Origin of the sequence: Methylomicrobium album BG8 (assembly GCF_000214275.2) — a bacterium.
Lineage (GTDB): Bacteria > Pseudomonadota > Gammaproteobacteria > Methylococcales > Methylomonadaceae > Methylomicrobium > Methylomicrobium agile.
In genome coordinates, this window is record NZ_CM001475.1 from 1434716 (window position 1) to 1452187 (window position 17472).

General features: G+C 56.0%; 3 protein-coding genes. All 3 read left to right on the top strand.

Translation table 11 applies throughout. From position 1 onward, the window contains the following. Positions 1-11: 11 nt before the first annotated feature. Genes METAL_RS06250 through METAL_RS06260 form a run of 3 tightly spaced genes read left to right on the top strand, consistent with a single transcriptional unit; the run spans position 12 to position 17334 of the window. A complete protein-coding gene (locus tag METAL_RS06250) occupies positions 12-3356 on the top strand; it encodes a non-ribosomal peptide synthetase (RefSeq protein ID WP_005370688.1) in 3345 nt (1114 codons plus the stop codon). Further along, complete coding sequence (locus tag METAL_RS06255; protein WP_005370690.1) at positions 3353-13138, top strand: non-ribosomal peptide synthetase; 9786 nt, start codon at positions 3353-3355, stop codon at positions 13136-13138. The genes METAL_RS06250 and METAL_RS06255 overlap by 4 nt, the downstream gene beginning before the upstream one ends. Continuing rightward, complete coding sequence (locus METAL_RS06260; RefSeq protein ID WP_005370697.1) at positions 13135-17334, top strand: non-ribosomal peptide synthetase; 4200 nt, start codon at positions 13135-13137, stop codon at positions 17332-17334. Before METAL_RS06255 ends, METAL_RS06260 begins: the two co-directional genes overlap by 4 nt. The last annotated feature ends 138 nt before the right edge of the window (positions 17335-17472 follow it).

The window sequence follows — 17472 nt, forward strand, 5'->3', positions numbered from 1 at the left end:
TTTTTTAAAACATGCCTAATCCTATCGACCGAATCGCCGGCCTGTCCAAAGAAAAACAAGCGCTGCTGTTGCAGCGGCTCAAGCAAAAACCGGCTTCCGCCAGCCATGCTATCGCCAGGCGTCCGGATTTTTCACCATGCCCGCTGTCGTTCGCACAGGAAAGGCTGTGGTTTCTGGCACAAATGGAGCCTGAAAATCCGTTCTATAACATGGCAGGCACGGTGCTATTGCAAGGCAATCTGAATGTGCCGGTATTGGCGCAGGCCTTGAATGCGGTCGTCAGCCGCCATGAAGCGTTGAGGACTTCGTTCAAAATCGTCGACGGCGAAGTTCGGCAAGTCATCGATGCAGCAACGGCAGTTCCGGTCGGTTTGGTCGATTTATCGGCGCTGGACGGGACGCGCCAGCCATACGTCGTCCAAACGCTGGCTCGGCAGGAAGCGCGAGGCGTTTTCGATCTGGGGCAAACGCCGCTATTGCGTGCTGTGCTGCTCAAGCTGGACGACCGGCGGCATGTGTTGCTGGCGACCTTGCATCACATTGTTGCCGACGAGTGGTCGTTGCGCCTGCTGATCAAGGAAATTGGCGTTTGTTACCGCGATTTTAGTAACGGCGTTCCGCTAACCATGCCCGAATTGCCGGTGCAATACGCCGATTTTGCCGTGTGGCAGCGCAAGCGTTTGCAAGGCGAAATGTACGACCGGCAAATCGCCTATTGGCGGCAGCACCTGGCGAGCGCGCCGGCGGCATTGGAATTGCCTGCCGGCCGGACCCGGCCGGCGCTGATGTCGTATCGCGGCGCGGAGCATGAGTGGATGTTGGGGCAAGATGTTTCGGCGGCGTTAACCGGGTTGAGCCGTCAGGCCGGTACGACGTTGTTTGCGTTAATGATGGCGGCATTCAATATCCTGTTGTCGCGATATACCGGGCAAAGCGACATTTGCGTCGGCTATCCGGTCGCCAACCGTAACCACAGGGAAATCGAAAGCCTGATCGGCTTTTTCGTCAATACCTTGGTGCTGAGAACCGATTTATCCGGCGATCCGACATTTGCCGAACTGCTGGCCGGCGTCAACCGGCATTTGCTGGAGGCGCAAAACAACCAGGATTTGCCTTTCGAGCGCTTGGTCGAGGAATTGGGAACGGACCGGGCGTTGAATCGCACGCTGTTGTTCCAGGCGATGCTGGTGTACCAGAATGAAGCGATGGAGGTGTTGGACGTTCCGGGGCTTAGCGTCGAAATGGCCGATGCCGAAATAGGGGCTGCCAAGTTCGACCTGACGTTGACGGTAAAAAGATCGAAAAATGCGTTGCGTTGCAGTTTTAACTACAGCAGCGATTTGTTCGACGCCGGCACTATCGCGGGCATGGCAGGGCATTGGGAGCAATTGCTGGAAAGCATCGCCGGCAGTTCCGACAGCGTTGCCGTTGCCGATTTGCAAATACTGACGCCGGAAGAAAACCGGCGCATTTTGTTCGACTGGAACGCGACCGAAACCGACTATCCCAAGAATAGGTTTATTCACCAATTATTCGAAGCGCAAGTAGAAAAAACGCCGGATGCCGTAGCGCTGGTTTTCCAGGAACAGGTGCTGACTTACGCGGAATTGAACGCCAGGGCCAACCAATTGGCGCATCATTTGTTAGCCGAACGAGTCGGGCCTGACGTGCTGGTCGGCCTCTGCATGCAGCGCTCGCCGGAAATGGTGATCGGCCTGCTCGGCATTCTAAAAGCCGGAGCCGCTTATCTGCCTCTGGACCCCGATTATCCGGCGGCCAGGCTGGCGTTCATGTTGGCCGATATTAAGCCGCCGGTGGTACTGACCCACGCGGCTTTGCTGGAGAAACACAGTTTCGAAACGGCTGCCGTATTGTGCCTGGATCGCGACTGGCAGCAACTGGCGGACGGCATCGACGCCAACCCGGATATTGTCCTGAGACCGGAAAACCTGGCTTATTGCATATACACCTCCGGTTCGACCGGACAACCCAAAGGCGCCGGCGTGCCGCACCGGGGCATACTCAATCGGCTGCAATGGATGCAGCAGCAATACCGCTTGGCTGCCGGCGATTGCGTGTTGCAAAAAACGCCGTACAGTTTCGACGTTTCTGTCTGGGAGTTTTTCTGGCCGCTGATGACCGGAGCGAAGCTGGTCGTCGCCATGCCGGGCGAGCATAAAAACAGCCAGGCGCTGATCGATACCGTCAGGCAGCACCAAGTCACGACGATACACTTTGTACCGTCGATGTTGCAGGCGTTTGTCGATACACCGGGCGTAGAGACCTGTGTTTCGCTAAAACACGTGATATGCAGCGGCGAAGCGTTGCCGGCCGACTTGGCCGCGCGTTTCCGGCAAAAATTGCCGGCCGCATTGCATAATCTTTACGGACCTACCGAAGCGTCGGTAGACGTCAGCTATTGGGAATGCCTGCCGGACGATCCGGCTGCGGCAATTCCTATCGGTCGGCCCATCGCCAATATCGAGCTATATATTCTGGATCGCCGGCTTAACCCGGTGCCCGTCGGCGTGCCGGGCGAACTTCATATCGGCGGCATCGGCCTGGGCCGGTGCTACTTGAACCGTCCCGGCCTGACGGCGGAAAAATTCATCCCCAACCCTTACGGATTAGCGGGCAGCCGGTTGTATAAAACCGGCGACCTGGCGAGCTATCGTGCCGACGGCAATATCGACTACCTGGGGCGGATCGACCATCAAGTCAAAATCAGAGGCTTCAGGATCGAGCTGGGCGAAATCGAGGCGCGGCTGTTGGAACACCCGGACATCAAGGAAGCGGTCGTGCTGGCAAGAGAAGACCAGCCGGGCGACAAACGCCTGGTCGCCTATTTGGTCGTATCGGACGGTGCGACGGTGCAAGCTGCCGAACTGCGAGCCCTGCTGCTGGCTACTCTGGCCGATTACATGGTGCCTGCATCGTTCGTAACACTGCCCGCGTTGCCGCTGTCGGCCAACGGCAAATTGGACCGCAAGGCATTGCCCGCGCCCGACGCGGCGCTCGTTGCCAGCAGAGTTTACGAGGAGCCGCAAGGCCCCGTGGAAACGGCTGTCGCCGGGATTTGGCAGGATTTGCTCGGCGTTGCGCAAGTCGGGCGGCACGATAATTTTTTCGAAATGGGCGGACATTCATTGATGCTGGTCGGCTTGATCGAACCGCTGCGCCGGCAGGGCTATACCGTCGACATGCGGATGATTTTCGCATCGCCTACCGTAGCCGGCATGGCCGAGGCCATCAGCAACGCCGGTAATCGAGCGGATGCTGATGAGCTCCCCAATCCGATGCCGGACCATTTTTCCCAGCCTTTAACTCACAACACCATCGAGGAATTCCGTTTATGACCACGCAACAGCTGCTCGCTTACCTGAAACAAAAAAATATAGCGATTGCTTCGGATAACGGGGAACTGGTGGTTCGAGCGGAGCATGGCGTCGTCGATGCCGAAACGCTGGCATTGCTGAAATCGCATAAGCAGGCTTTATTGGCGGCGCTCGGAGGCAGCTTGCCATTAATCAGTCTCAGCCAGGATGAGATCGACCTGATTGCGAGCCGCGTGCCTGAAGGCGAGGCCAACATCCAGGATATTTATCCGCTGGCGCCGATGCAGGAAGGCATACTGTTCCATCATTTGCTGGAGGGCGAAGGCGACGCTTATTTATTGCGTTCGGTGCTCGCTTTCGATAGCCGTGAACGGCTGGACGCTTTTCTGGACGCGCTGCAAGCCGTGATCGACCGCCACGACGTATTGCGCAGCTCGGTGCATTGGGAAGGCTTGGCGCAGCCGGTGCAAGTCGTGCATCGAACCGCGAAGCTGCCGGTCGAGGCAATCGGGCCGGTTCCCGGCAGCGATGCGCTGCAACAACTGTATGCCAAAACCGATCCGCGCTTTATGCGCCTGGATTTGCAGCGGGCTCCGCTGTTTAAAGCCTGTATTGCCGCTGATCCGCAAGGCAAGCAATGGTTGCTGGCATTGCTCAACCACCACGTGGTTTGCGACCACATCACGCTGGCGTTGACCTTGGCCGAAATCCGGATGCTGTTGCAAGGGCAGGGCGATCGATTGCCGCCGCCCGTGCCGTACCGGCATTTCATCGCTCAAGCGTTGGCCGTGTCCCCGGCCGAGCACGAAGCCTATTTTCGGCGCCGGCTCGGTGCGGTCGACGAAGCGACCGCTCCGTTCGGCATCGTCGATATTCAGGGCAACGGCGGCCAAATAATCGAAGCGACTTTATTGTTGGACGACGAGCTGGCGCGGCGTATCCGCAACAGCGCACGGCAACAAGGCGTCACCGCCGCCGTGCTGTTCCATGTTTCCTGGGCGCAGGTGCTGGCGCGTTGCACCGGACGCCGCGACGTCGTGTTCGGTACTGTGTTGTTGGGCAGGCTGCACGGTTCGGCCGGAGCGCACCAGGCGTTGGGCATGTTCATCAACACCTTGCCGATACGGATTGATTTGACCGGTGTCGACGCGCGCCGGGCCGTCGGCGATACTTACCGGAACTTGACCGAATTGCTTGAGCACGAACAGGGGCCGCTTGCGCTGGCCCAACGTTGCAGCGCGGTGCCGACCGGAACGCCGTTGTTTACGACGTTGCTGAATTACCGGCATAGCGACGCCGCGCTCGAGTGGGAAGGCATGCGTGTGGTCAGCAGTGAGGAACGTACCAACTATCCGATCTCTGTGTCCGTTAACGATCTGGGCCAAGGCTTCAGCCTGACGGTGCAATGCGCGGCCGGCATCGATCCGGGCCGTATTGCCGCCTATCTTGAGACAGCCATTGCCGGGCTGGCCGATATGTTGGCCGTGCAGCCTACACAGCCCATCGAAACCTTGAACATCCTGCCGGCAAACGAGTTGCGCCAATTATTGGTCGAATTCAACACCGATGATGGCGATCATGTTCCGGCAACCGAGGCTATAGCCGACGGTTTGATACACCGCCTGTTCGAGCGGCAAGCAGAGCAAACGCCGGATGCAATCGCCGTTGTATACAAAAGTGACACGCTGACTTATACCGAACTGAATCGTAGCGCCAATCGGATTGCGCACCGATTATTGGCGCTGGGCGTACGCCCGGACGACCGGGTCGCGATTTGCGTGGAACGCAGCCTGGACATGGTGGCCGGCTTGTTGGGCATCCTTAAAGCCGGCGGCGCTTACGTGCCGTTGGACCCCGATTATCCGCACGATCGATTGCTGCACATGCTCAGCGACAGTGCGCCGGTCGCGCTGCTGACCCAGTCCGCGTTGCAGGACAAGCTGCCGCATCAAGACTTGCCCATTGTGTTGTTGGATATGGACATGGCCGGTCATGACAAAGGCAACCCCGATTCGGCAAGGCTTGGACTAAGCGCGAAAAACCTGGCGTATGTGATTTACACGTCGGGTTCGACCGGCTTGCCCAAAGGCGTGATGGTCGAGCACGGCAATGTAACGCGCTTATTCACCGCAACCGATCGTTGGTTTCGTTTCGGTTCCGGCGACGTATGGACGCTGTTTCATTCGTTTGCGTTCGATTTTTCCGTTTGGGAGCTTTGGGGCGCGTTGCTGTACGGCGGCCGACTGGTCGTCGTGCCTTATGACATTTCGCGTTCGCCGGACGCGTTTTACCGGTTACTGTGCCGCGAGCGCGTCACGGTGCTGAATCAAACGCCCAGCGCCTTCCGGCAATTGATTGCCGCGTACAACGGCAGCGACGAACCGCATAGCCTGCGCGCGGTGATTTTCGGCGGCGAGGCGCTGGAGTTTCATACCTTGCTGCCGTGGTTGGAACGCAACAGCCTGGAGCAAACCCAACTGATTAATATGTACGGCATCACCGAAATCACCGTGCACGCCACTTATTTTCCGCTGACCGACACGGATATCCGCGCTGCGGTGGGCAGCGTAATCGGCAAGCCCCTTTCCGATTTGCGTTTTTATATTCTCGACGACCGGCTGCAACCGGTGCCCATCGGCGTGGCCGGCGAAATTTACATCGGCGGGGCCGGCGTCGCCCGCGGCTATCTGAACCGGCCCGAATTGACCTCCGAGCGTTTCGTGCGCGACCCGTTCAGCCCGGATGTTGAAGCCCGCTTGTATAAAACCGGCGATTTGGGGCGCTGGCTGCCGGACGGCAGCATCGAATACTTGGGGCGCAACGATTTCCAGGTCAAAATCCGCGGTTTCCGGATCGAGTTGGGCGAAATCGAAGCCAGGCTGATCCAATGTCCCGGCGTGCGCGAGGCGGTTGTCATCGCCCGCGAGGACAGGCCGGGCGATAAGAGATTGGTGGCCTACCTGGTCGCGGATGCCGGTGTAGAGCCGGTGGCGGCCGAGTTGCGGGAACGGCTGGCGGCCAATTTGCCGGATTATATGTTGCCGAGCGCGTTCGTAATGTTGACTGGCCTGCCGTTGACCGCCAACGGCAAACTGGACCGGCAAGCGTTGCCGTTGCCGGAAAGCGGCGCTTATGCGGCCCAAGAATACCAAGCGCCGGGCAACGAAATCGAAGCCGTGCTGGCTAAAATCTGGGCCGACGTGCTGCAACTGGACAAAGTCGGCGTCAACGACAATTTTTTTGCCATCGGCGGCGATTCGATACGCTGCATTAGCGTTGTCGCCAAAGCCAAAAGCGTGGGCCTTGCGCTCGCGGTCATCGACATTTTTAAACACCAAACCATCGCCGATTTGGCTAAAGCGATTGCCTTCAATAGCGCGCCCGTACATACCCATCCTGAGCCGGATGTTGCCCGGCCCGAATTGCCGGCCGGCGTCGAAGACGCCTATCCGGTGACGCAGCTGCAAATGGGCATGGTGTACCACAACCAACTGTCCGGGCAGCAAGGCCTGTATCACGATGTTTTCAGCACGCTGCTGACCGTGCCGGACTGGGACGAGGATGCGTTGCGCGTTGTTTTGGATGCGCTGTCACGCAAGCATCCGGTGCTACGGACAGGTTTTGATTTGCACCGCTACGGCGAGCCTATGCAACTGGTCCATGCAACGGCGCCGATACCGCTGATTGTCGCCGATATCAAAGATGCCGATGCCCAGGCCCAAAATCGTATCGTTGAAGAGTTTATCGAACGCGAAAGAAAAACCGTTTTTACGCTGGACGAGCCGCCGTTGCTGCGTGTTTTTATTCATCTAAGAGCGGAGAAAACCGTTCAATTCAGCTTGAGTTTCCATCACGCGATTCTGGACGGCTGGAGCGTGGCGTCGTTGCAAACCGAGGCGTTCAAGGCATACGCGGAGCTGGTACGTTCCGGCCGCAAAACGCTGGAACTGGCGCCGCTGTCGCTGACGCCGAAAGCCACCGTCATACTAGAGCGGCAGGCTTTGCAATACCAGGCGCATCAAGCATTTTGGCGCGAATACCTGGACGAATACGTTTTCTGCGCGTTGCCTTGCGCGAATAACGGGTCAGAACCGGACGCCGGGCCGAGCCGGCAGGTTGCCCGGATTGACGATAAAGTCTGCGCCGGCCTGCAACGGCTGGCGGCCGGTTTGCAAGTGCCGATGCGCACGCTGCTGCTGGCCGCGCATGTCCGGGTGGTGGGCATGGTGTCCGGCAAAACCGACGTCACGACCGGACTGGTCTGCAATGTCCGGCCGGAGCAGGCGGACGGTGAAAAAGTGTTGGGATTGTTCTTGAATACGCTGCCGTTCCGGCAGAAACTGCGCCACACGAGTTGGTCCGAGCTGATACGCGAAACGTTCAGCGCGGAACTCTCGGTCATGGAACACCGGCAATATCCCTATTTCCAGCTCTATCTGGATCATGGGCGCGTGCCGTTTTACGAAGTCATTTTTAACTACATCAATTTTCACGTCTACGAACAATTGAAAGACGCTGACGGCATCGGAGCGATCGACGCCGGCGGTTTCGAGGACACCGGCTTTGCGCTGGCGGTCAATTGCAGTTATACCGCCGGCCGGGGCATAGAGCTGGCGCTGGCTTCGTCCCGTGTGCCGTCCGAGCATATCGGGCGGATACTTGGCTATTACGTTGCGGCGTTGACCTCTATGGCCGAAGAGCCGGATGCGTATCACGATCAATGCAATTTATTATCGGGGCCTGAGCGCCGGCAATTGCTGCTCGATTTTAACGGCGCAAGCGCGGCTTATCCGCATGATTGCCTGATCCACCAGTTGTTTGAACGGCAAGTGGAACAAACGCCGGATGCGGTTGCGGTGCAGTTCGAGGAGACGGCGTTGAGCTACCGGGAACTCAACGTTCGGGCCAACCGGCTGGCGCATTATTTGTCGGGACTGAGCATCCGGCCCGACGACCGGGTCGCGATTTGTGCGGAACGCAGCCTGGACATGGTCGTCGGCTTGTTCGCCATTCTTAAGGCCGGCGCCGCTTATGTGCCGTTGGACCCGGATTATCCGGCCGAGCGGCTGGCCTATATGCTCGACAATTGCACGCCCGTAGCGTTGTTAAGTCAGCGCAGCCTGCTGTCCAGCCTGCCGGAAGCGTCGGTGCCGCTGGTCGTGCTGGACGATGCGGCCGGCCCTTGGCAACAACAGCCCGAACACAATCCCGATCCCGTCAAGCTGGGCTTGACTGCGCGCAATCTGGCCTACGTGATTTATACCTCGGGTTCGACCGGCTTGCCCAAAGGCGTGATGAACCAGCATGACGGCGTCGTTAACCGGCTGCTGTGGGCGCAAGACGAATACCGGTTGGCAGCCGACGACCGGGTGTTGCAAAAAACGCCGTTCAGTTTCGACGTCTCGGTCTGGGAGTTCTTCCTGCCGCTGTTGGCGGGCGCCCGTCTGGTCATGGCGCGCCCGAAAGGCCATCAAGACCCGCAATATCTTGCCGACTGCGTGGAAGCGGCCGGCATTACCACGATGCATTTCGTGCCGTCGATGTTGCAGGTATTCTTGGATCGGATTGGCAAACAACGCTGCCTCGGCTTGCGCCGCGTGTTATGCAGCGGCGAAGCCTTGCCTTATGCACTGCAACAAAAATTCATCGAACAATGGCCGGACATTGAACTGCATAATCTATACGGCCCGACCGAGGCGGCAATAGATGTGACCGCCTGGCGTTGTGATGCCGGTTTGCATGACGGCATCGTGCCGATAGGACGGCCGATCGCCAACATCCAGATTTATATTCTCGACGCTGGGCAGCAACCGGTACCCTTGGGCGTGGCCGGCGAAATCCATATCGGCGGCATCGGCGTCGCCCGCGGCTATTTGAACCGGCCCGAGCTGACCGCGGAACGCTTCGTGCGCGACCCGTTTAGTCCCGATGCCGAAGCCCGTTTGTATAAAACCGGCGACTTGGGGCGCTGGTTGCCGGACGGCAGCATCGAATACCTGGGGCGCAACGACTTCCAGGTCAAGATCCGCGGTTTCCGGATCGAGTTGGGCGAAATCGAAGCCAGGCTGACCCAATGTCCCGGCGTGCGCGAGGCGGTTGTCATCGCCCGCGAGGACAGGCCGGGCGATAAGAGATTGGTGGCCTACCTGGTCGCGGTTGCCGGTGTAGAGCCGGTGGTGGCCAAGTTGCGGGAACGGCTGGCGGTCAACTTGCCGGATTACATGGTGCCGAGCGCGTTCGTGACGCTGCCTAGCCTGCCGTTGACCGCCAACGGCAAACTGGACCGGCAGGCATTGCCGGCGCCCGATGCCAACGCATTGATCTTGCGGTCTTACGAAGCACCGCAAGGCTCGCTGGAAACAGCGATTGCCGGCATTTGGCAAACCTTGTTGGGCATAGATCGAGTGGGGCGGCACGACGATTTTTTTGCGTTGGGCGGTCATTCCTTGCTTGCCGTGCAACTGATTGCGCGCTTGCGGCAGACGCTCGATGCCGACATAGCGTTGGGCGATTTTTTCGCGCAACCGACGCCGGCCGCCCTGGCCTGTCTTGTCAGCCGCACCGGACAATCGTTACCGCCTATTGAGGCCGCCGACCGCAGCCATCTGTTGCCGTTGTCCTGGGCGCAGCAGCGCTTGTGGTTTATCGATCAGCTCGATCCGACGGCCGGAAAGGCTTATCACGTCTCTATCGGTGTGCGCCTGCAAGGCCGGCTGGACCGGGACGCCTTGCGCGCGTCGCTCGACCGTATCGTCGCCCGCCATGAAAGCTTGCGTACCTGTTTTGTCGGCATCGACGGCCAGCCGATGCAAGTTATTGCCCCGCAAGAATCCGGCTTTGCGCTGTTGGAACACGATTTGCGGGCTCTGTCGGCCGACAGCCAAACAACCGCCGCCGAGCGGATTGGCACCGAGGAAGCCGATCAACCGTTCGATCTGTCGGCTGGTCCGTTGATACGGGGTCGGTTGTTGCAGTTGGCCGGCGATGAACATCTGCTGCTGATTACCCAGCATCACATTATTTCCGACGGCTGGTCGGTCGGGCTGTTCGTGCAAGAGCTTTGCTCACTCTATGCCGCTTTCAGCCGGGGCTTGCCCGATCCACTGCCGCAACTGCCGGTTCAATATGCCGATTACGCGGTTTGGCAACGGCAATGGCTGCAAGGTGAAATTCTGGATCTGCAAGCCGATTTTTGGCGGCGTTATCTTGCCGGCGCGCCGGCGTTGTTGGAATTGCCGGCCGACCGGCCCAGGCCGCCGATGCAAAGTTATGTCGGCGGCAGCGTCGAGCTGGAATTACCGGCCGACTTGAGCGCAGGGCTGCGTCAATTAAGCCGGCGCTACGGCTGCACTTTGTTTATGACGCTGTTGTGCGGCTGGTCGGTGCTGATCGCGCGGCTTAGCGGGCAGCGCGACCTGGCGATAGGCACGCCGGTCGCAAACCGGCAACACGCCGAAGTCGAAGCGCTGATCGGCTTTTTCGTCAATACCTTGGCGTTGCGCGTGACTTTGGACGGCGATCCCAGCGTCGCGCAATTGCTGGAGCATGTTAAAGCCGCGACCTTGAGCGCCTACGCGCACCAGGATTTGCCTTTCGAGCAAGTGGTGGAGGCCGTCAAACCGGTACGCAGCATGAGCCACAGCCCGGTGTTTCAGGTCATGTTGGCGTTGAACAATACGCCCAAGGCCGATGCGGTAGCGTTGCCGGGGCTGAGTTTGTCGCCGGTCATCAGGCCGACTGAGACCACGCAGTTCGATCTGACGCTGTCGCTAACGGAAACCGGCGATACGATAACCGGCAACCTGGAATATGCGTCCGATTTATTCGACGCGGCGACGATCCAGCGCTGGGCCGGGCATTTGCAAACACTGCTAGCCGCCATGATCGCCGACGATCGGCAGCGCATAAGCGGCTTGCCGCTGTTGACGCCGGCCGAAATCCAACGGATCGTCGCCGATTGGAACCGTACCGGCGCCGATTTTCCGCAGCACGACGGTCTGCACCGCTTGTTTGAACGGCAGTCTGAAAAAACGCCCGATGCGGCGGCCGTAGCATGCGCCGGCCGGACTTTGAGCTATGCCGAACTCAACGCCCAGGCTAACCGGCTGGCGCATTATCTGCGGCAATGCGGCGCCGGGCCTGAAGCATTGATAGGGCTGTGCATCGATCGTTCGCCGGAAATGCTGGTTGGCCTGCTGGGCATATTGAAAGCCGGCAGCGCCTATGTGCCGCTGGACCCCGATTATCCCGAAGAGCGCATCGCTTATATGATCGAAGATGCCGGCATGCCATTGGTGCTGACCCGTCAGCGGCTGCTGGACAAATTGCCGGATTGCTCGGCCGATACGGTTTGCCTGGATCGCGACTGGCCGGCAATCGAGCGTTTTGGCGACGCCAATCCCGACGGACGACATGATCCGTTGAATACGGCTTATATCATTTACACCTCGGGTTCTACCGGCAAGCCCAAGGCTGTCGCGGTTACGCACCGTAACGCGGTGCATTCGACGACCGCAAGATTCGCCAATTACCAGGAACCGGTGCGGGCATTTTTACTATTGTCTTCGTTTGCGTTCGACAGTTCGGTGGCCGGGATATTCTGGACTTTGGGGCAGGGCGGCTGTTTGTGCCTGCCCGAGCGCGACGAGGCGAAAGACCCGACCGCGTTGGCCGGTTTAATCGACCGATACCGGATTTCGCATGTATTGGCGCTGCCGTCGCTGTACAGTGCATTGCTGACGCAGGCTCCGGCTCAACTGCAAGCTTTGAATAGCGTTATCGTGGCCGGAGAAGCTTGCACGAGCGAGGTGGTCAAACAGCATTTCGCCGTTTTGCCCAATGCGCGTTTGTACAACGAATACGGTCCGACCGAAGGCACGGTCTGGTGCAGCGTTTACCCGGTCGGCATGGAGGATACGGACAGGCCGGTATCGATAGGCCGGCCCATTGGCAATGTCAGGATTTACTTATTGGATTCTACGTTGTCGCCGGTTCCGGTCGGCGTTGCCGGCGAACTTTATATCGGCGGCTCGGGTATCGTCAGGGGGTATTTGAACCGCCCCGGTTTGACGGCCGAAAAGTTCATGCCCGACCCGTTCGCGAGTGACGGCGGCCGGTTATATAGGACTGGCGATTTGGCGCGTTACCGCGCCGACGGTAACCTCGAATTCCTGGGCCGATTGGATCATCAAGTCAAAATCAGGGGCTTCAGGATCGAATTGGGCGAGATCGAAGCGCGGCTTTTGGAACATTGCGATGTACATGAAGCCGTTGCACTGGTTCGCGAAGATAACTCGGGAAATAAGCAGCTAATAGCCTATCTAGTCGGCAATCCGGACGGTTCGCCGGAGCTGGATACATTGCGCGACCATCTCAAAGCAACGTTGCCGGATTATATGTTGCCGAATGCGTTCGTTTTTCTTGACCGGATGCCGCTAAGCGCGAACGGTAAGTTGGACCGCAAGGCTTTACCCGCTCCGGATTATTGTGAGCAACTGCAAAAACAATATGTCGAGCCGCGTACGGAAACAGAGAAAGTTCTGGCCGGTATTTGGGCCGAAGTGCTGGACTTGGAACGAGTGGGCGTGAGGGATAATTTTTTCGACTTAGGCGGACACTCGTTACTGGCGACTCAGTTGGTTTCCAGAGTGTGCCGGAAGTTTAATGTCGAACTACCTCTTAAGGCGTTGTTTGAAGCCGGCACCATTGAAAAAATAGCGGAAAAAGTCGATCTGGTTTTGTGGGTTGGGAATCATCCGGTTTTGCCGGAAGATCAAATCGAGTACGAGGACATCGAATTATGATGTTGACGGAATTGCTCGCTGATTTGCGCGCTTTGAATGTTCATCTTTATGTTGAGGATGGCGCGTTAAAATGTAAGGCGCCCCGGAATGTGCTGACCGATCAAATTAAAAACCATCTTAGGGTCAGAAAAAATGAATTAATTGAAGTCCTCTCGCAAGCCGGAAAATATAACGAAATATCGATAAAACCGGCTCCCGGAACGGATTCAATTGCTCTGTCCTATGCTCAGCAACGCCTATGGTTTCTTGATCAATTAGCGCCAAACAATGCTTTTTACAATGTGCCGCTTGCTCTGCGGCTAAACGGCAAGTTGAATACCGCTGCGTTGGAGCAAAGCCTGAATGAAATTATCCGGCGGCATCAAAGTTTGCGCACCATTTTCATTGGCGTAAACGGACAAGCCGAGCAGGTGATTACGGAACAGTTTAAGCTTCCGCTTGCCTGTGTGGATTTAACCGGTTTACCTGATCAGGCACGCCCGTTGGCTTTGCTGAATTTGAGCCGTCTGGAGGCTGAAAAACCGTTTGTTCTATCAACCGGGCCTTTGTTGCGTGCGCTGTTAATCGAGTTGTTTAATGATTCGAACAAGCAGGAACATATCCTGTTAATAACACTGCACCATATCGTCTCAGACGGCTGGTCGTCAGAGATATTGATGCGCGAATTAGTCGCGCTTTATCAGGTATTCAGCGAGGGCAAGGTGTCTCCGCTAGCCGAGTTAGCTATCCAATATGCCGATTTTGCTTACTGGCAGCGGCAGTGGTTGGTCGGCGACGTATTGCAACGGCAAATAGACTATTGGCGAAAACAATTGCATGCCGCTCCAACTGCTATCGAATTGCCTACCGACCGTCCCAGGCCTCCGGTCATGAGCTATCGGGGTGCAAATTACCGCTTTAGCATACCGTTTGAGCTGGCTAAACAGATTTATGCTTTAAATCGCAGCCACGATGCGACGCTATTCATGACCTTGTTGGCGGCGTTTAATGTCTTGTTATTCCGTTATAGCCATCAACAGGATTTATGTATCGGCACACCCGTAGCGAATCGCAATCGTCTGGAACTCGAAGGTTTGATCGGTTTTTTTGTTAACACGCTCGTGCTGCGTACCGATTTGTCTGGCGGTCCGTCGTTTATAGATTTGTTAAGCCGGGTTCGACGTACTGTTCTGGAGGCCCAGAATCATCAGGATTTACCCTTTGAACAGTTGGTCGAGGTTTTACAGCCGGAACGCAATATGAGTCATAGCCCGTTATTTCAGGTGATGTTCACATTGCAAAACGCGGTTCGGCATTCGCCGGAATTGTCAGGCCTGGGCATTAGCGCGGTAGAGAAAGAAAGCTGCATTGCCAAGTTTGACCTGACCTTACACATTCATGAACAAAAGTCCGGGTTATTAAACGGCATAATCGAATATAACACCGACTTGTTTGACTATGACACGATTGCCCGGCTGGCGGAACACTATCTGATATTGTTACAAGGTATCGTCGATAACCCTGATGGGCGTTTGTCTGAATTGCCGTTGCTGACTAAGGCGGAACGGCAACAAATCCTGATAGAGTTCAATGCTACGGCAATGGATTACTCCGATGACTGCCTGATTCAGCAATTATTTGAACGGCAAGTTGAAAAAACACCCGATGCCATCGCTGTGGTTTTTGAAGATGAAAGCTTAACTTACAAGGATCTCAACCGGAGGGGTAATCAGGTTGCTCACCATTTGCTGGCATTGGGCATACGCCCTGATGATCGGGTAGCGATTTGTGCGGAACGCGGTTTGGATATGGTGATAGGTTTATTGGGTATTCTTAAATCGGGTGCGGCTTATATTCCGCTGGACCCCAGCTATCCCTGTGAACGTTTAGCTTACATGCTCGGCGACAGTAAGCCCGTAGCCATCTTGTCGCAAAGCGGCGTACAAAAAAGCCTAATGAATTTAGCGGTTCCCGTCGTGCTATTGGATGCTTTGGCACTGTTCGCCGAACAACCGGCTGGCAATCCTGATCCGCAAATGCTCGGATTAATGTCCAGCCATCTGGCCTATATCATCTATACCTCCGGTTCAACAGGCCAACCCAAAGGGGTCATGGTAGCGCACGGGAATATGGTGAACTTTTTATGCGCGATGTCCAAAGTTCCTGGAATGACCTGCTCGGACTCGTTATTGGCGGTCACCACGCTATCGTTTGATATTGCAGGTTTGGAACTGTTTCTTCCGCTGATTAACGGCGCAAAAGTAATTCTTGCCAGCCGCGCTAATGCGGCTGATCCGGTATTTTTACAACAAACGATAGCTCAGGCCGGGATTACTATCATGCAAGCCACTCCGGCGACATGGAGGTTATTGTTAAGCGGCGGCTGGCAAGGCGCAAGCGGGCTTAAAGCGCTTTGCGGAGGCGAAGCATTGACTCTTGATCTGTCAACACAGTTAAAGGCGCGTGTCGGCGAGCTGTGGAATATGTATGGACCAACGGAAACGACCGTTTGGTCCACTTGCCGATTAATAGACGCCGAACGAACTGAATCATATCCATGCGAGTCCGTTGGCCGGCCTATCGGCAACACGCAGATTTATATTCTCGATGCCCAACTGCAACCCGTGCCGTTGCGTGTATCCGGTGAAATTTATATCGGTGGTGCGGGCGTTGCCAGGGGCTATTTGAATCAACCCGGATTAACCGCGGAACGCTTTATCCGGGATAGTTTCGGTACGAATGCCGAGAGTAATGCCCGTCTTTATAAAACCGGCGATTTAGGTCGCTGGCTACCCGACGGTAATATCGAATACATCGGCCGAAACGATTTTCAGGTCAAGATCCGCGGTTTCCGTATTGAGTTGGGTGAGATTGAAGCGCATCTTACGGCTTGTAGCGGGGTGCGCGAAGCGATCGTTATTGTCCGTGAAGATAATCCTGAGGATAAACGGCTGGTTGCGTACTTGATTGCACACGAAGGCATTGAATTGGCCGTTGCGGATTTACGCGCCCAGCTCGCTACAGGCTTGGCGGATTATATGATACCCAGTGCTTTTGTCAGTTTGTCCGCTTTCCCGCTCACTCCCAACGGCAAGCTCGATCGTAAAGCGCTGCCAGCGCCAAATTTTTGCGAACAAAAGCACTATGTCGCGCCACGCACCGCCATTGAGGAAATTTTGACGAGCATTTGGGCTGAGCTGTTAAATATTGAAAAGATTGGGGTGGAAGATAATTTTTTTGAATTAGGCGGGAACTCTTTACTGGCTGTGAAGCTGGCTCACACCATTCAGTCGGTACTGGGAGGTAATTTGGATTTGGTTGCTTTGTTCCAGGCGCCGACCATTGAAGAATTCGCTAAACGATTGGCCGATGAAGCTACTACCGTATTATCGCCTTTGGTTGCATTGAAAAGTTCCGGAACGCGCCCACCGCTTTACTGCATCGATCCGGGGGGTTATATTTTTGAATATAAGACCTTGGCTCAAGCAATGAATCATCAACAACCGGTTTACGGCATAGATTCGCGCAGTTTATTGCTTAATCCTACAAGACAGTACGAGTCGTTTGTTGATGCCGCCGAGTATTATGTTCAGGCCATCCTACGACATCAATCCGAAGGTCCGTATTATCTGCTGGGCTGGTCGATGGGTGGCGCTATCGCCCTGATTATTGCTCAAATATTAGAAAGCCGGGGCCATAATGTGGCGTTTGTCGGCCTTTTGGATACCCAGATCAAGTCATTTGTCCAAGCAGACGAAGATGCAGGCTTGCTGATGCGTTACGCGCGTTATCTGAATCCTGATGAGCTTAAGGCATTTGAGCAAATAGATGACGATACGCGGGAAGAATTTCAAATTTTTCTTTCAACTCTGCCCCTCGACGAGCAGTTGGAGCAGGTCATCTTATGGGCTTCCAAGCAGGGTTGCCTGCATCGCAACTTGCCTGTCTCTTTGATGAAACTGCAATTTATCGTTGCCGAAAACTCGCTCAGATTGATCAACGCGCATCAATGGGGTTTTATAAAAGCGCCAATTTACGCATGGTGGGCAAGTGATACTTTAAAAAGATATGGCCGGATACCTGAGGATTGGCACTTATATTCTACCGGCATCGTCATTAATGAAGAAATTGAATCTAACCATATGGATATTATCAAGAATCAGCAACTGCATAACAATCTTGGCGAAATATTGAAAAATAGTCAGACGCCATTATGAATTACCGGAACCGGGCAGGGAGCACAAACGGTACACAATGTCGTCGATTGACGAGGTTAACCATGCAACATAGTTGTCTCCACTTAGGCGAGATATTTATGGCGGAATGCAGAATAATGTGAGGTAATACTTACGTTT